We start from the raw sequence: 15,167 nt of genomic DNA, 5'->3' as shown, positions 1-15,167 counted from the left end.
TGATAAATAAGATCAAGCGTTTCTAAAGAAAAATTAATTCACTCATAAAAAGCTCTTAATCAACAAGCAATGAGTACAAAGTACTTTAGCAGAAAATTTTCCGATACTATGAAAAATACTATACTCTCTGCTATCATTTTGCTAAATGTATTTGCGGTTTACTCCCAAACAATTGTTCGTGGACCTTATTTACAAAGTCCCACACACGAAAGCATCACAGTCATGTGGCGCACAAACATCAGTACCAGTTCGAAAGTTTGGTTTGGTACCGACCCTAACAATCTGACTGATTTTGAAATAATTTACGATAATGTTATTGACCACACGGTTCTGATAACAGGTTTGCTGCCTGCTACTCGTTATTATTATAAAGTAGGAGACGCAAACAATGAACTTGCACCAGACGCTGCCAGTCAGTATTTCAAAACGCATCCTATACCGGGAACTCCTGTTCCGACCCGAGTATGGGCCATTGGTGATTTTGGACGTGGAAATCAGGGACAGGTAGCAATGAAACAAGCTTTCGAAAACTATTCCGGTGATCGCGAAGCTGATGTTTGGATTTGGTTAGGAGATAATGCCTATAATGACGGAACGGATGCACAGTATCAAAGTAAAGTTTTTGCTGTAAACGGATTTAGTGACATCTTCTCCCATCTTCCTTTCTACCCTTCACCCGGAAACCATGATTATAATACCGTGTGGGCAGAAAGCACAACATTGGGAATTCCTTACACTAACATTCCGCTTGAGAATCATGATGGACCGTATTTCGACATGGTAGATGTTCCTGAACATGCTGAAGCAGGAGGTTTTCCTTCTCAACTTGAGGTTTTTTATTCGTATGACTATGGAGATGTGCACTTCCTTTCTCTTAATTCAGAAGTATTTGACTATACCTTCTCCTATGATGGTATCAACAGAATGAAACAATGGATTGAGGCTGACTTGCAGCAGAATACACGCAAATTCACCATTGCGTATTTCCACCAACCTCCCTACAGTAAAGGCTCTCATGACTCTGACGACCTTTATGAGCTAGTGATGAAAGCGATGCGTGAAAAAGTTATTCCGTTGCTTGAGCAATATGATATCGACATGGTGGTCTGCGGACATAGTCATGTCTTCGAAAGAAGTTACCTGATTAAAGGACATTACGGATACTCTGACAGTTTTGACCCGGGGACCATGTTAATGCAGAATGGTGTTAACGGAAACTTTGATGAGGGAACACCTTATATCAAAGATGACTCATACAGTACTCCGGAAGGTACTATTTATGTAGTATGCGGAAACTCCGGTAGTTCGGAGAGTGGCCCTACACTAGACCACCCAGCAATGTATTTTGGACATGGTGATCAGGATGCTATGGGATCCTTTATTATCGATGTTGACAGAAATCGGCTGGATGGAAAATATCTGACAAAAGAAGGAACTATTGCAGATCAGTTTACTATTCTGAAAAAGGACCTTGATCTGAGTAATCTTCCTGACCATACAATTTGTCTTGGAGAGTCAATAGATATTGCAGCTTTGTACACAGGCGGATCGTATGATATCAACTATGCATGGTCGGAAACAGAACAGACAGATTCAATCGTAAATTATTCCCCGACAGAAACGACAGAATATACACTGACTGTTACAGACAACTTAACAGGACAGCAGATTAGTGAGTCATTTACCATTAATGTACTTCCGGCTGCCGGAACAGAAATAACAGAACCTATACAGGGCATACTTGCTGCAGCATCAGGAAGTAATTACACTTACCAATGGTACCTTAATGACAATCTTATTTCGGGAGCAACCAGTCAATATTATCAACCAATGTTTAACGGTGTGTATCATGTTGTCATCACAAACACTGAAAACGGATGTACAACCATTTCAGAAGAATACAATTACCCTACAACATTAGGTCTGACGTCATCTGAGAATGAAAACTTCCTTCTTTTCCCAAACCCTGCATCTGAAAAAATCACGTTGATCATTCCTGACCTTTTGAAAAACGCTGACTACACAATTTCGGATGCAAGTGGTAGAATCGTTCTTCAAGGTAACGTATCTGAATCATTTTCAACCGTTCAAATTAGTAATCTCGCCAAAGGGTCATATACAATCAGCTTAAAATCGGATCAGGCAGAGGTTCAGCAATCATTCTTAAAACAGTAATAAAACATCATCAAATAATAACATCCAGCACTATGAAATCAAGTAAACTAGTACTAATTATGATGCTGACCTCACTAGGAGGTCTGGCACAGACACAACAGTTCACAAATGTAGGGAACAATAATTTTGTTGCTCCTGAAGGTGTACTATCCGTAAAAGTTCAGGCTATCGGTGGCGGTGGCGGTGGAGGACGTGTAAAAGGGTCTTCCGCTCGCGAATCCGGCGGTGGTGGCGGTGCTGCTTATGCAAGTGGTATTGTTAATGTAACTGCGGGAGAAACTTATATTGTCCATGTAGGAAATGCAGGAGTCCAAAACTCAAGTACTGCTATCCATGGAGGAAGTTCTTACTTTGGTAGCGCTTCTTCTACAGATGCTTTGACAACGGTTCGTGCCGAAGGAGGAAAAACACTTATTCTATCTGACGGAAGTCAATCATCAGGGGCACAAGGAGGTAAAGCAGCTAACTCAGTAGGAAACCTCGCTCGTTACAATGGAGGTAACGGAGGTTCAACCAATGATAACGACTACGGTGGTGGCGGTGGAGGAGCCGCAGGAAGTAACGGTCCGGGGCAGAATGGTGGAGAAGGAACTCCGGGGATAGGAACTTCTAACTACGGTGGTAGCGGCGGTAACGGCGGTGTTAGCGGTGGCGACGATGACGGTGTCGAAGGATACAACTACGGTGGCGGTGGCGGTGGCGCCAGAAAAAGCTGGAGCGGAGTTGAATCTAATCGTTATGGAGCTTCCGGAGCTCAGGGAATTGTCGTAGTTTCCTGGTTAACCATTTCTTCTTTTACTCCCGATTTTGTTTGCTCAAACAGTACCTCACCCGTCGTAATAACAGGAACCAATTTCGTTGATATTGATTCAGTTTCTGTTAATGGTATTACTGTACCTTTTTCAGTTGTTAATGACACGGAAATTACTCTTTCCGAACTAGATAATGCTACTTCAGGATCGATTATCGTTTATGGGGCAAATGGTAGTGCTCAATCTTTGGAGCAACTTCAGGTATCAAACAATACGGTATCGATTAATCAACAAGGAGTTACTCTTACCGCACAATATTCAGGAGCGATTGGAAATGCTTCGTTCCAATGGATAGACTGTGTTTCAGGGAATTCTCCCGTATCAGGCGCGATCTACGAATCTTTCACAGCTACTCACAACTCATTATACTCTGTTCAGGTTACAGAAAATGGTTGTACAGTAAGTTCTGATTGCGTAGCTGTAGGAAGTGTCGGATTATATGAAGAGGAAATGAACAATTCCTGGAATGTATTTCCAAATCCTGCCGAAAATATGATCACAATCGAATACAATACGTTAACTCCTTCTTCCATCTCTATTAAAGATTTATCCGGGAAAGAAGTTAAAGCTGATATAGCTCCGGTTTCCGGAAAAACAAATGTTGACCTTTCCGGTATTCGATCAGGTGTTTACTTCGTTGAGATCATTTCAGAATCAGGACGTTCTTCGAAAAAACTAATTATTAAGTAATCCTCATTATGAAAAAGAGTAGATCTACAGGAGCCTTAATCCTATCAACGATCACTGCACTTTTGCTAGGGCATTCAGCCCAGGCGCAATGCGACACCACGTATGTAACAGGTGACATGGATATCACAATGAGTGATTTTATGTCAGGAGTTTATTACGTTGACGGGGACTTTACAATTGCTTCAGATGTTGCTATCTATGTAAAACCCTTTACTTCAGGAGGATGTGGGAAACTGGAAATACACGCTGAAAACATTACTATCGAAGGAGAAATTAACGGTGATTATGCCGGATATCCCGGTGGTACTGCCGGAGCCGGAGGAATGGCAGTGAACAGTCAGACAGGACATGCTAATGCACTTACCGGATGCAGTAGTAAAGACGATCACGGTGTTGTTTCAGTTTCCGGAGGAGATGCCGGAGCAACAGGAAATGGCTCAGGAGCTGGTTTACCAGGGAATTCAGGATCTAATGGTTCAGGTCCCAAGCAACGTTGTGAAAACAATGGTGACGTATACGGAATGATTCCCGGTGGTGGTGGTGCCGGCGGAGGTGGCGGTGCCAGTTATGGAGGACATGGAACCAATGGTTCTTCTGGCGGTAACGGTTCTTCTACACATGGATCTAACGGACCTTCTGCGTCTTCTGCCTACCCTATATCTGCCGGAGTTGGTGGAACAGGAGGGCAATACGGAGAAATCTACGGAACTGAATCAGAAGAAGATATAGATATGGGATCAGGTGGTGCCGGAAGTGGAGGCGGAGGACGTTCTTTCACATCCGGAAGCCCCGGTAACCGAGGAGGAACTGGCGGAGGACTTGTCATTCTCTCCGCAACTGAATCAGTTGAAATAACCGGCTACATTCATGTAAACGGAGAAGACGGTCTGAACGGAGGACATGCGGGAAATGGAGGAGAAACTCCAAGATGCTGTTCTGACGCTTGTGATGATTGCGGTGAAGCAACAGTTTCTTCTGGTGCAGGTGCCGGTTCTGGTGCAGGCGCCGGATCGGGTGGAGGAATTCTTATTCAATCTGAAACAGCCTCTGTTTCGGGAACTCTATCCGCAGCCGGTGGAAATGGTGGAAATGGCGGAAACGGTGGTATCGGAGGCTCCTGCAGCTACGGTGGAAACTTGTTCTGTGACTCGGAATCTATTACCACTGGAAATGGTCAAAATGGTGGAGACGGAGGATCAGGCGGTGGAGGTCGAATTAAGATTTTCACGGGATACTGTAGTACAAACCAGATTACCCCGGAAATAAATATAGCAGGAGGGGTAACTGCCTCAGAAGGAACGTATGCGTATGTCTGTGAAGCTTATGCCGGATTGGATCATGAAGAAACTATTCGTTTTTCAATCTATCCGAACCCTGTAAACGATATTTTAACTGTAGATCTTCTGAATGGAGAAGCTGGTTCATCATCGGTAACAATTACTGATACAAAAGGAGTAACTGTCGTATCACAGGAAAATATTCCTTCTTCTGTTACAATAAGTATGGCAGGACTGAGCTCCGGTTTATATTTTGTTACGATTAAAAGACAGAATGCTTACGTTACGACCAAGATTCTCAAAAACTAAGTAATTATGAATCGTCTTCTACTATTCATTTTAATCTTATCCGCAGGGAATTTCTTATTTGCTCAGTCGGATCTTCTTACTCCGAAAAGCATAACTCCGGAACCCTGTATGGAACCTTTTTATCATGGTGTAGCTTCCGGAGATCCTTTACAGGACAAGGTAATAATCTGGACCCGTGTCACTCCTATCTCAACGGATCAGGAACCCGTTATTGTAAGCTGGAAAGTGGCTACGGATACTGCAATGACCAATGTTGTACAATCCGGTAGTCTTATCACAACTCATGAACGGGATTACACCGTTAAGATTGATGTCACAAATCTTGCTCCGGACACCTGGTATTATTATGAATTTTACGCTTTCGGACAACGCAGTATTCAAGGAAGAACCCGAACAACACCTTCCGAAATGACGTTTAAGGATAGTTTGCGTTATGCAGTTGTATCCTGTGCTAATTTTGAAGCTGGATTTTTCAATGTCTATGCCTCTTTAGCAGAACGCAAGGATTTTGATGCCGTACTTTGTCTCGGTGATTATTATTATGAATACGAGACAGGCGGATACTCACCTAACCCTCAAGCGGGAAGGGTTGTTGACCCTATGCACGAGATTGTCACACTAAGTGATTACCGTATGCGGCATTCCATTTATAAACTAGATCCTGATTTACGCAGATTGCATCAGCTATTTCCCTGGTTTTGTATTTGGGATGATCACGAATCGGCAAATGATTCCTGGTTAAACGGAGCTGAGAATCACACTTCGGATGAGGGAGACTGGATCGAACGAAAAAATGCATCTAAAAAAGCCTATTTTGAATGGATGCCAATTCGCGATAATAATGAACAGGGACAATATCAGATTTATCGCTCCATATCTTACGGAACGTTGGTCGACTTTTTATTTCTTGACACCCGGCTTGAAGGGAGAAGTGAACAAGTCAGTTTTGGTAGTTCTCAACTTAACAGCCCAACAAGAACTTTGATGGGAATTCCCCAAAGAGATTGGTTACTCAATGAATTATCGAATAGTAGTGCAACCTACAAAATCGTTGCTCAACAGGTTATGATTGCACCACTAACCGCTTTTGGTATTGCTTTAAACATGGACCAATGGGATGGATATCCGTTGGAAAGGTCCATGCTTCTCAACCACATCTTATATCAGGGTATTCAAAATTTTGTTGTACTGACAGGAGATATACATACTTCCTGGGCTTCGGAAATACGGGTTAATTCTACAAATGTGGGAGTTGAGTTTGTTACCCCAAGTGTTACGTCTCCGGGAGTAGAATTCGCAGCAGATATCGGAGCGGGAGCTATTCTCGCTGCCAATAGCCATATTAAGTGGACAAATCTTGACAAAAAAGGGTATATAATCGTCGATGTCAATCAAAACCGGATTCAGTCTGACTGGTATTTCATGTCAACCATTGATGAGCCCAATACATCATATTCATGGGCAAAATCATATTACAAAAACACGAATGCCAATCAACTACATGAAACGAATACAGTTTCTTTTGCCCGAGAAGATATTTTCGGTGATGTCCCTCAATACTGTCCGAGAATTGTAGTCGAAGAACCGGAAGAGGAGCCGGAAGAAGAACCTACAAATGCATTGGAGAATGATCAGGATGTTATCGTAATGGGGTTATACCCGAATCCTGTTTCTACTTTGCTGAATATTCAGTTTTCCAATATGACAACTGGAAAAATAGGCATGAAAGTCATTGATGCTACAGGACGAATCGTATGGAATGAATCCTTCATTTGCCAAAAAGGTTCCTGGATCAAACAGGTAAATACAACTGATTTTGCTTCCGGATCGTACACCCTTTTTATTGAAAGTGAAGACAATACTGTTATCAGAAAACGTTTTATAAAACAATAAGCTCAATCTAATCTGTACGTACAAAAACCGGAGAATGAATTCATTTTCCGGTTTTTTTATCTTTCTATATTTTTACTCTCAGATCAACACAATAAAATATAAAACGGATCGTAGGATTAATTCTACCTTTGTGGTAAACGTAAATCTGTATACATGCGGTTCTTCTTTTTAAGTCTTGTATTCCTGATCCTCCTAACCGGTTGTTCGTCGCACGGACAAGTTGATCAACAACCCGTAATCCGAAAATTACACGAGGGATGGGTATTTTCGGAAGCGCAAAAAACGAATTGGTTAAAAGCTACAGTTCCGGGTGTTGTGCATACAGATTTACTTAATCACAATAAGATTCCTGATCCCTGGTACGGACTAAATGAGAAAGAAATACAGTGGGTAGAAGAAAAAAACTGGCAATATCAACTGGATTTCGAAATTAGTGAAGAGGAATTACAAAATTCCAATGTATCGCTGATATTTGAAGGTTTGGACACTTATGCAACTGTCATTCTTAATGGCGATACCATCGGTATCTCAAACAATATGTTCAGATCCTGGGAATTTGCCGTAAGAAAACTAGTAAAAGTAGGAGAGAATAAACTTACCGTTCTCTTTGAATCTCCGGTAACCAAATGGCAGGAATATGTAAAAAATGCTCCTATAGAACTTCCTGCTTCATCAGAAATGGTTGATATCAGGGTTAGTCCTTATGTACGTAAAGCTCCGTATCACTTTGGCTGGGATTGGGGACCAAGATATGTTACTATGGGGATTTGGCGTCCGGTCTATCTGAAGTTTTATAATACGGCGGTGTTAAATGATGTTCAGGTTCACCAGAAAACATTATCGGATTCACTGGCCGAACTGGAGATTGCTGTTTCAGTCCGCTCTTTTGAGAAAAAAGAGTATTCGGTCGTTACCGGAGCCAAAAGTATTCTACTGCCCAACTTTATTGGCGATACAACCATACGGTATACCATCTCTATTGAAAATCCCAAATTATGGTGGCCACATGAATGGGGAGATCAATATATGTATTCGGTGCCTGTACGACTAAAACAAGATCATTTTCTGCTGGATGAAAAAACAAGAAAAATAGGCTTACGCACGATAGAGCTTGTTCAGGAGGAAGATGATTTGGGGAGAAGTTTTTACTTCAAGGTAAATGGTCAGAAATTTTTTGTCCGCGGAGCAAACTATATTCCTCAGAGTAACTTTCTACCTTCCGTCAGATCCACACAGTATGATTCACTGATTGCTGATGCAAAAGCGGTGAATATTAACATGATCCGGATTTGGGGTGGCGGAATCTATGAGAACGACTACTTCTATGAACTCTGTGACGAAAACGGAATACTTGTCTGGCAGGATTTTATGTTTGCCGGAACCATGTATCCCGGTGATTCTGCTTTCCTTTCCAATGTTAAAGAAGAAGTCAAAGAGAACGTTTTGAGATTACGAAATCATCCAAGCATTGCGCACTGGAATGGAAACAATGAAATAGAAGTAGCCTGGCACCAATGGGGATGGCAACGCAAATTTAATTATTCAAAATCCGATTCTACTTTCCTCTACCACAATTACCTCAAATTGTTCGACACACTCATCCCCTCTGTCATTTCTCAATATGATCCGCAAAGAAGTTATACTCCTACCTCTCCTGAAAGGAGTTATACCAAACTAAAGAAAATAAAATCAGGAACGGTTCACTACTGGGGAGTCTGGCATGCCGGCCACCCATTTGAAAAATACAGACAATACCTAGGACGTTTTATGGCCGAATGGGGCTTTCAGTCATTTCCTGATATGGAAACGATAAAAACATTTAGTTCCGAAAAAGACTGGGCACTGGATAGTGAAGTAATGAAATGGCATCAGAAAAGTCCTCCCGGTAACGGATTAATTGAAAAACAAGGACTTCAGTATTTTGATAAACCGAAAGATTTTGAAGAATTTGTCCGGTTTAGTCAACATACACAGGCGTTGGCAATGCGCGTTGCTATTGATGCTCACCGTCTTGCCGAATACAACGGAGGAACACTCTACTGGCAGCTAAATGATTGCTGGCCTGGTCCCAGTTGGTCGACGCGTGATGTTTTTGGCAGATGGAAAGAATCCCACAAACAATTACAATGGATTTATGCTCCCGTAGCTGTAATTCCAAAGGTTGAAAACGGAGAGTTGCAATTTGTAGGTGTTAATGACCTGAACAAAACACAAAAATTGACACTGCGAATCGTAAAACAGGATACGAAAAAAAATCACGTTATTCATGACTCTATTGTTGAAATCACACCTAATCAGCACGTTCCCTTCTTTTCAATAGCTGACAACAGGAAGATCAAAGAATTAAAAAAAGGAAAACATACTTATCTGATTGAGTTAACTGACAGTAGCAACACACTAAAATTCAGCAGGGTAATTGACAAATACGATGTACTTACCTACTAGGATAAGTGTGCTTTTTGTTTTTGAAATCAGTCTGGCAATTGTCCGGGCTGATTTTTTTTTATCCTAAGAATTCACAAACTATTTATGCAACAATGTTGCATAAATGAATTTTATATACTACTATTGCAGAGATAATTCTAATTCTTAAATAAGGAAAATATGAAAAAGACATTTATTATTTTCAGTCTACTTGGAATGACAGCAGCATTTGCTTCATGTAAAAAAGATTATTCATGCGCCTGTACTTTTGAAGCAGCACATGAAGATCATACACACGATGAAAGCGCTAACTACTCCATCGCGGATGCTAAAAAGAAAGATGCTGAAAAAGTATGTGACAGTCATAAAACTCTATTGGAAGCTGAAGCAGATCATAGCAATGTTTCCTGTAAGTTAAAGTAATGTCATTGTACTAATTAATTTTTGTGGTATACAGAAGAGAGGTTGTTGTACAACCTCTCTTTTGTTTTTATTCAAAGTGTTCAGACGCTCTTTTTTTATTAAATTAGGCTCACAAAATATGTACAAATGCCGTTAAATTCAATATTTGGGTGGATAATAAAGAAACGAATACATCAAATTGATTTGTTTAAAAAATACCCAATTGAAGTTCAGGACGAACTTCTGACCAAACTCATTACTACGGCAGAAACCACTGAATGGGGAGAGAAACACGGATACACAGCTATTGATTCTTATGAAACGTTCAGAAAAGCAGTTCCTTTACAGGATTACAACGACCTCAAACCTTGGGTAAACCGGATGTTTGATGGAGAGCAGGGGTTGTTATGGCCCACGGATGTAAAATGGTTCGCAAAATCATCTGGAACCACTTCCGACAAAAGTAAATTCATCCCTGTAACAAAAGAATCACTGGAGGATTGCCATTATAAAGGCGGTAAAGATCTTTTGAGTATTCATTACAATAACTACCCGGACACAAAACTATATAAAGGAAAACATCTGGTGGTCGGAGGAAGTTCTCAACCTTATCAAATTGGTCAGGATGGATACTTTGGTGACCTTTCGGCTATTATTGTTAAAAACTTACCCTGGTGGGCAGAAATCAAGCGTACTCCCTCCCGTGAAATTGCTCTGATGAGTAACTGGGAAGAGAAGATCGAAAAAATGGCTCGAAGTACAATCCAGGAAGATGTTGTCATTCTTGCCGGAGTTCCTAGCTGGACACTTGTCTTGTTGAACAGAATTCTGGAAATAACCGGAAAAAAGGACATTAAAGAAGTATGGCCTAATCTGGAGTTATTCATGCATGGAGGGGTAAAATTTGACCCCTACAGAAATGAATACAAAAAGATTATCTCCGGAAACATGAAGTATGTTGAGAGCTACAATGCCTCTGAAGGTTTTTTTGGAATTCAGGATCAGAAAGATTCGGACGAACTACTCCTTATGCTGGATTATGGCATATTTTTTGAGTTTATTCCTATGGATAAATTCGATGGTGTGCATTCAACAGAAGTGATTAGTCTGAAAGACGTAGAACCCGGCAAAAATTATGCCCTGGTCATCTCTACAAACGGAGGACTTTGGCGTTATATACTTGGGGATACAATTCGTTTTACGAGTACTTCTCCTTATCGGTTTAAAATTACCGGCAGAACAACTCAATTTATTAATGCCTTCGGAGAAGAACTAATTGTCGAAAATACGGATAAAGCCATCGGCATAGCCTGCGAAAATCATGGTGCTCAAATCAGAGATTATACCGCTGCTCCCTTCTTTATGGAAAATTCGGATGGTGGAGCCCACGAATGGTTGATTGAATTTATTCATAAACCGGAAAATTTAGATCGTTTTATCGATACATTGGATCAAACGCTGCAACAATTGAATAGTGACTACGAAGCTAAACGGACAGCTGATATTGCTCTAAAGCGCCCCAAAGTACATATTTTGAATCCCGGAGATTTTGACCATTGGCTCAAACAGAAAGGTAAACTAGGTGGTCAACATAAAGTTCCCCGCCTTTCAAACGATCGGAAAATAATCGAAGAAATTAAACTATTTTGTCAATTAGAAGTATAATCATAATCGCATGTTTACTCCCTGTGGTCGGATGGAGCCAGTTTTCTCTCCGTACCATTCAGGAAATTCCTCTTGTAAAGGATGCTTTCAGAGTGGATGAACTCGGCTACTTTACTTTTTTTGATCAGGATATGATTGAAAAATACGACACCAGTAATGTGCTCTTGTTTCGGCAAAGCCTAAAGTCTACCGGTCGGATAGAAAATATAGACGTAAGTAACCCGATGAAACCGCTTGTCTTTTTTGAAGCACAGCAATCCGTCTTATTTCTGGACAATACGCTTACTCCGTATCAGGCTTCACAGCAATTATCCTCACTTGGTGTATCTTATGGAACTGAAATTTGCTATTCCAATCAACCGGATCGTTTTTGGGTATATGATCAGGATAATTCCCGGTTATTACTCTTTAAAAATGACGGTCGCAAGCATCTGGAAACAGAAAACCTGATGGGATTACTGGATATTCAATCTCCCGTCCAGCTTTTGGAGAAAAACAATCTTCTCTATCTGGTTGATGAATTTCATGGAATCTTCATTTTTGATATGTACGGAACCTTTGTCGACTTTATTGACCTACCTGAAGTACAATGGATTCAGGCAGGTGAAAACAATCTGTATTTTGTAAAGGACAAAAAACTTTGGTCATTTAATCGTAAAACAGCCCAGTTTTTTTCAACAGATGAAGTTCCTGTAACATCACCTTACTTTCAATACAGTAAAAACCGGTTTTATCTTATTCAGGATAAAACAATACGAATTTGTGAAATAATCAAATCAAAAAAATAGACACATATCCGTTAGATTTTGTAATTTAGTTCGCTAAAATTATACTTATGCATATCGCAGTCGCAGGGAATATAGGATCAGGAAAAACAACGCTTACCAGCTTATTGGCAAAGCATTATAATTGGGATACTCACTTTGAAGATGTTGAACAAAACCCTTATCTTAATGACTTCTACGAGGATATGCAGCGCTGGTCATTTAATCTTCAGATATACTATCTGAACGGTCGTTTCACCCAAATTCAGGAGATAAAAGAAAGTCAGAAGAATGTAATTCAGGACAGAACAATTTATGAAGATGCCTATATCTTTGCCCCTAACCTGCATTCGATGGGTCTAATGACCACACGTGATTTTGAGAATTATTTCTCGCTCTTCAACCTAATGGAAAGTTTTATCTCTGCTCCTGATCTTTTGATTTACCTGAGAGCAAGCGTCCCGACACTTGTCAACCAAATTCAAAAAAGAGGGAGAGAATACGAGGAAAGTATACGTCTTGATTACCTGAAACGCCTTAATGAGCGTTATGAGGCATGGATTTCGACCTACGATAAAGGAAAACTTCTAATCGTAGATGTCGATAATAACAACTTTAATGAAGATGCTGAGGATTTAGGAAGGATCATTAATTCAATCGATGCGGAAATCAACGGGTTATTCTGATTACCCTTCTATATTTCTTTCAATATCTTGAATTAACAAAGCAATTTCACTGATTAATTGATCTTTCTGTTCGCTTTTACTCGGGTGTTCAGGGTATTTTGCCAATGCCATTTGACATTCTATCAGATCCATTTCCTCGAAAGGCCCCTGCATATTCTCAATAATAGTCAGACATTCTACTGTTGTCATAAAATCACCTTCAACAGCAAGAGCAACTATAGAGTCAACATATCCGCTAAAATCCATCTTAGAATTCCATACGATATTTAGCACATCATTTCTCAACTCAGTAATTTCTTCTGCTACACGTACAAATTCAGGACGCGCTGTTTCGTCGTGGATATCCGAAAGAAAGGCATGAATCTCACCTTTCAGATCTTCGAATTTCGGATCTGTGTACACACGTAAAAGAGGCTCTATAACAGTACTGTCTCCGTGCACTTTCAAACTTTGAATAGCTCCCTTTGCTTTTGTACTATTTCCAGATCGGACATCCGCCAGCAAAGTATCAATCTTCAGTTCTTTTTTACTCTTCGTATTATCAGCCATCTTTATAATTTTAGTGCAAAGTTAATGAACTTCCGTATTTTTGTAGCAAACGATTGCAAAATGAAAAACGAAAGACTGGAACAACTTCGTCAAATGCTGGAAGAAACACCGAACGACATTTTTGTCCGATACGCAATCGGTCTGGAATTATATAAAACAGAAGATTTTGCTTCTGCCATTCAACACATGAAAATGCTTGCTTCAGAACATCCCTCCTATTGTCCTGTTCACTTTAAACTCGGACAGTGGTACTCTGAAAACGACAATATTGAAGAAGCAGTAAACTGGTTGACAAAAGCCCTTCGAATTGCTGAAAAAGAAAATGACCCGAAGGCCATTAACGAAATCAGAGAAGCACTTTGGCTTCTGGAAGATTAAAAAACGGCAAGCCAATAAGCCGGGTTCTGTAATGTGTTAACAACACATCTTCATCATTTATCTAGCCCCGGTTTCACAACCGGGATCAATCGACCTACCCTCCGGGATCGGGCGAGCAACCCTCAATCCCCGGTTTACATGGTCTTTCAGCGCGTAAGGTTTACCCTGCCTTTGATGTCACCACCAAAGCGGTAGGCTCTTACCCCACCTTTTCACCTTTTCCCTACAAAGCAAACTCTGCAAGGTAGTTTATTTTCTGCGGCACTTTCTGTCCCCGTCTGCTTCAGCAAACGAAGCCTTCCCGTTAGGAAGTACACTGCTCTATGCTGCCCGGACTTTCCTCTCTTCCGGTTTTATCAACCGAAACAGCGATGAAGTAGCTTGCCGATACAAAAGTAGGATAGATCATTCAACTTTTCCCAAAAAACACAACATTTATTTACACCTGGAAAGGCTACTGTTTCTGGAATATTTTATACTTTCAGGCAACCGTCCGTAAAAAATGACGTTAATAATCCGAAACAAACTTGTGGAAAAAGAAGACCGTAACAAACAACTCAAAGAGATCATAGAAGGATGCGTTCGGGGAAAACGAAAGTATCAGGAGCGTCTCTTTAAGATGTATTACGGAAAAATGCTATCTGTTTGTATGCGTTATATGCCCGATCAGGACTCAGCGCAGGAGATAGTTCAAGTGGGTTTCATTAAGGTCTTTGATAAATTGGGGAGTTACGATTTTAACGGTTCATTCGAAGGGTGGTTACGACGAATCATGGCGAATACAGCTATAGATGCTATTCGTAAATCTAAAAAAGATCCGTTTTTGGCGGAAGACGAAGCCCGGACTTTTCAGGACAACAGTCCTGAGCCTATGATCCATGAAGAAGAGATTGAACTAACGGGTATGAAAGCTGAAATGGCAATGAAGGCAATTCAAAGCCTTTCACCTGCTTACCAGGCCGTTTTCAACCTGTACGTCTTTGAAAACCAAACGCACAAAGAGATTGCTGAAATACTTGGTATTTCAGAAGGAACCTCAAAATCGAATCTTGCCAAAGCAAAAGCCAACCTAAAAAAAATATTGGAAAAAGAATTTGACAAAATACACCACTGAATCCATCAAAATTTGGTGAAACTAGAAAA

The 15,167-nt window shown here is 40.6% G+C and carries 12 protein-coding genes and 1 other RNA gene; 11 read left to right on the top strand and 2 right to left on the bottom strand.

Annotated elements, in window-relative coordinates; all coding sequences use genetic code 11:
• Positions 1-108: 108 nt before the first annotated feature.
• The 9 genes from ABDZ97_RS05900 (at position 109) to ABDZ97_RS05860 (ending at position 13,097) form a co-directional block, all read left to right on the top strand.
• On the top strand, positions 109-2,175 hold the full coding sequence (locus tag ABDZ97_RS05900; protein ID WP_343785649.1) for a metallophosphoesterase: 2,067 nt from the start codon (positions 109-111) through the stop codon (positions 2,173-2,175).
• Between the two features lie 32 nt (positions 2,176-2,207).
• A complete protein-coding gene (locus ABDZ97_RS05895) occupies positions 2,208-3,677 on the top strand; it encodes a T9SS type A sorting domain-containing protein (protein WP_343785648.1) in 1,470 nt (489 codons plus the stop codon).
• An 8-nt stretch (positions 3,678-3,685) separates the two neighbouring features.
• Complete coding sequence (locus tag ABDZ97_RS05890) at positions 3,686-5,263, top strand: T9SS type A sorting domain-containing protein (protein ID WP_343785647.1); 1,578 nt, start codon at positions 3,686-3,688, stop codon at positions 5,261-5,263.
• A 6-nt stretch (positions 5,264-5,269) separates the two neighbouring features.
• Positions 5,270-7,156: a T9SS type A sorting domain-containing protein gene (locus ABDZ97_RS05885; protein WP_343785646.1), complete on the top strand. Its 1,887-nt coding sequence runs from the start codon at positions 5,270-5,272 to the stop codon at positions 7,154-7,156.
• 153 nt (positions 7,157-7,309) lie between these two features.
• Complete coding sequence (locus ABDZ97_RS05880) at positions 7,310-9,601, top strand: glycoside hydrolase family 2 protein (RefSeq protein ID WP_343785645.1); 2,292 nt, start codon at positions 7,310-7,312, stop codon at positions 9,599-9,601.
• Positions 9,602-9,760: 159 nt separating this feature from the next.
• Positions 9,761-10,003, top strand: coding sequence for a hypothetical protein (locus ABDZ97_RS05875; RefSeq protein WP_343785644.1), 243 nt, complete (start codon positions 9,761-9,763; stop codon positions 10,001-10,003).
• Positions 10,004-10,129: 126 nt separating this feature from the next.
• Complete coding sequence (locus ABDZ97_RS05870; RefSeq protein ID WP_343785643.1) at positions 10,130-11,647, top strand: GH3 auxin-responsive promoter family protein; 1,518 nt, start codon at positions 10,130-10,132, stop codon at positions 11,645-11,647.
• Positions 11,629-12,435, top strand: a complete 807-nt coding sequence (locus ABDZ97_RS05865; RefSeq protein ID WP_343785642.1) for a hypothetical protein — start codon at positions 11,629-11,631, stop codon at positions 12,433-12,435. The genes ABDZ97_RS05870 and ABDZ97_RS05865 overlap by 19 nt, the downstream gene beginning before the upstream one ends.
• Before the next feature lie 47 nt (positions 12,436-12,482).
• A complete protein-coding gene (locus ABDZ97_RS05860) occupies positions 12,483-13,097 on the top strand; it encodes a deoxynucleoside kinase (protein WP_343785641.1) in 615 nt (204 codons plus the stop codon).
• Here the strand turns inward: ABDZ97_RS05860 and ABDZ97_RS05855 are convergent, their stop codons facing one another.
• Positions 13,098-13,646 carry a hypothetical protein gene (locus ABDZ97_RS05855; protein ID WP_343785640.1) on the bottom strand — a complete coding sequence of 183 codons (549 nt, stop codon included), beginning with the start codon at positions 13,644-13,646 and terminating at the stop codon, positions 13,098-13,100.
• A gap of 60 nt (positions 13,647-13,706) precedes the next feature.
• On the opposite strand from ABDZ97_RS05855, the gene ABDZ97_RS05850 reads away from it, so the two are divergent.
• The gene (locus ABDZ97_RS05850; protein WP_343785639.1) at positions 13,707-14,024 is read left to right on the top strand and encodes a tetratricopeptide repeat protein; all 318 of its coding nucleotides are present in this window, start codon (positions 13,707-13,709) and stop codon (positions 14,022-14,024) included.
• Here ABDZ97_RS05850 and rnpB read toward each other — a convergent pair.
• Positions 14,024-14,412: RNase P RNA component class A (gene rnpB, locus ABDZ97_RS05845), an RNA gene on the bottom strand. The two genes, ABDZ97_RS05850 and rnpB, sit on opposite strands and share 1 nt — an antisense overlap.
• Positions 14,413-14,526: 114 nt before the next feature.
• Here rnpB and ABDZ97_RS05840 point away from each other — a divergent pair.
• Entirely contained in the window at positions 14,527-15,138 is a 612-nt protein-coding gene (locus ABDZ97_RS05840; RefSeq protein ID WP_343785638.1) for an RNA polymerase sigma factor, read from the top strand.
• Positions 15,139-15,167: the final 29 nt, after the last annotated feature.

Source organism: Wandonia haliotis, assembly GCF_039523435.1.
GTDB lineage: Bacteria > Bacteroidota > Bacteroidia > Flavobacteriales_D > Crocinitomicaceae > Wandonia > Wandonia haliotis.
This window is presented reverse-complemented; position numbering and strand designations above follow the sequence as displayed.

Coding starts and splice junctions, on each gene's coding strand:
- ABDZ97_RS05900 (WP_343785649.1), top strand. CDS start 109: ATGAAAAATACTATACTCTCTGCTATCATTTTGCTAAATGTATTTGCG.
- ABDZ97_RS05895 (WP_343785648.1), top strand. CDS start 2,208: ATGAAATCAAGTAAACTAGTACTAATTATGATGCTGACCTCACTAGGA.
- ABDZ97_RS05890 (WP_343785647.1), top strand. CDS start 3,686: ATGAAAAAGAGTAGATCTACAGGAGCCTTAATCCTATCAACGATCACT.
- ABDZ97_RS05885 (WP_343785646.1), top strand. CDS start 5,270: ATGAATCGTCTTCTACTATTCATTTTAATCTTATCCGCAGGGAATTTC.
- ABDZ97_RS05880 (WP_343785645.1), top strand. CDS start 7,310: ATGCGGTTCTTCTTTTTAAGTCTTGTATTCCTGATCCTCCTAACCGGT.
- ABDZ97_RS05875 (WP_343785644.1), top strand. CDS start 9,761: ATGAAAAAGACATTTATTATTTTCAGTCTACTTGGAATGACAGCAGCA.
- ABDZ97_RS05870 (WP_343785643.1), top strand. CDS start 10,130: ATGCCGTTAAATTCAATATTTGGGTGGATAATAAAGAAACGAATACAT.
- ABDZ97_RS05860 (WP_343785641.1), top strand. CDS start 12,483: ATGCATATCGCAGTCGCAGGGAATATAGGATCAGGAAAAACAACGCTT.
- ABDZ97_RS05855 (WP_343785640.1), bottom strand. CDS start 13,646: ATGGCTGATAATACGAAGAGTAAAAAAGAACTGAAGATTGATACTTTG.
- ABDZ97_RS05850 (WP_343785639.1), top strand. CDS start 13,707: ATGAAAAACGAAAGACTGGAACAACTTCGTCAAATGCTGGAAGAAACA.
- ABDZ97_RS05840 (WP_343785638.1), top strand. CDS start 14,527: ATGACGTTAATAATCCGAAACAAACTTGTGGAAAAAGAAGACCGTAAC.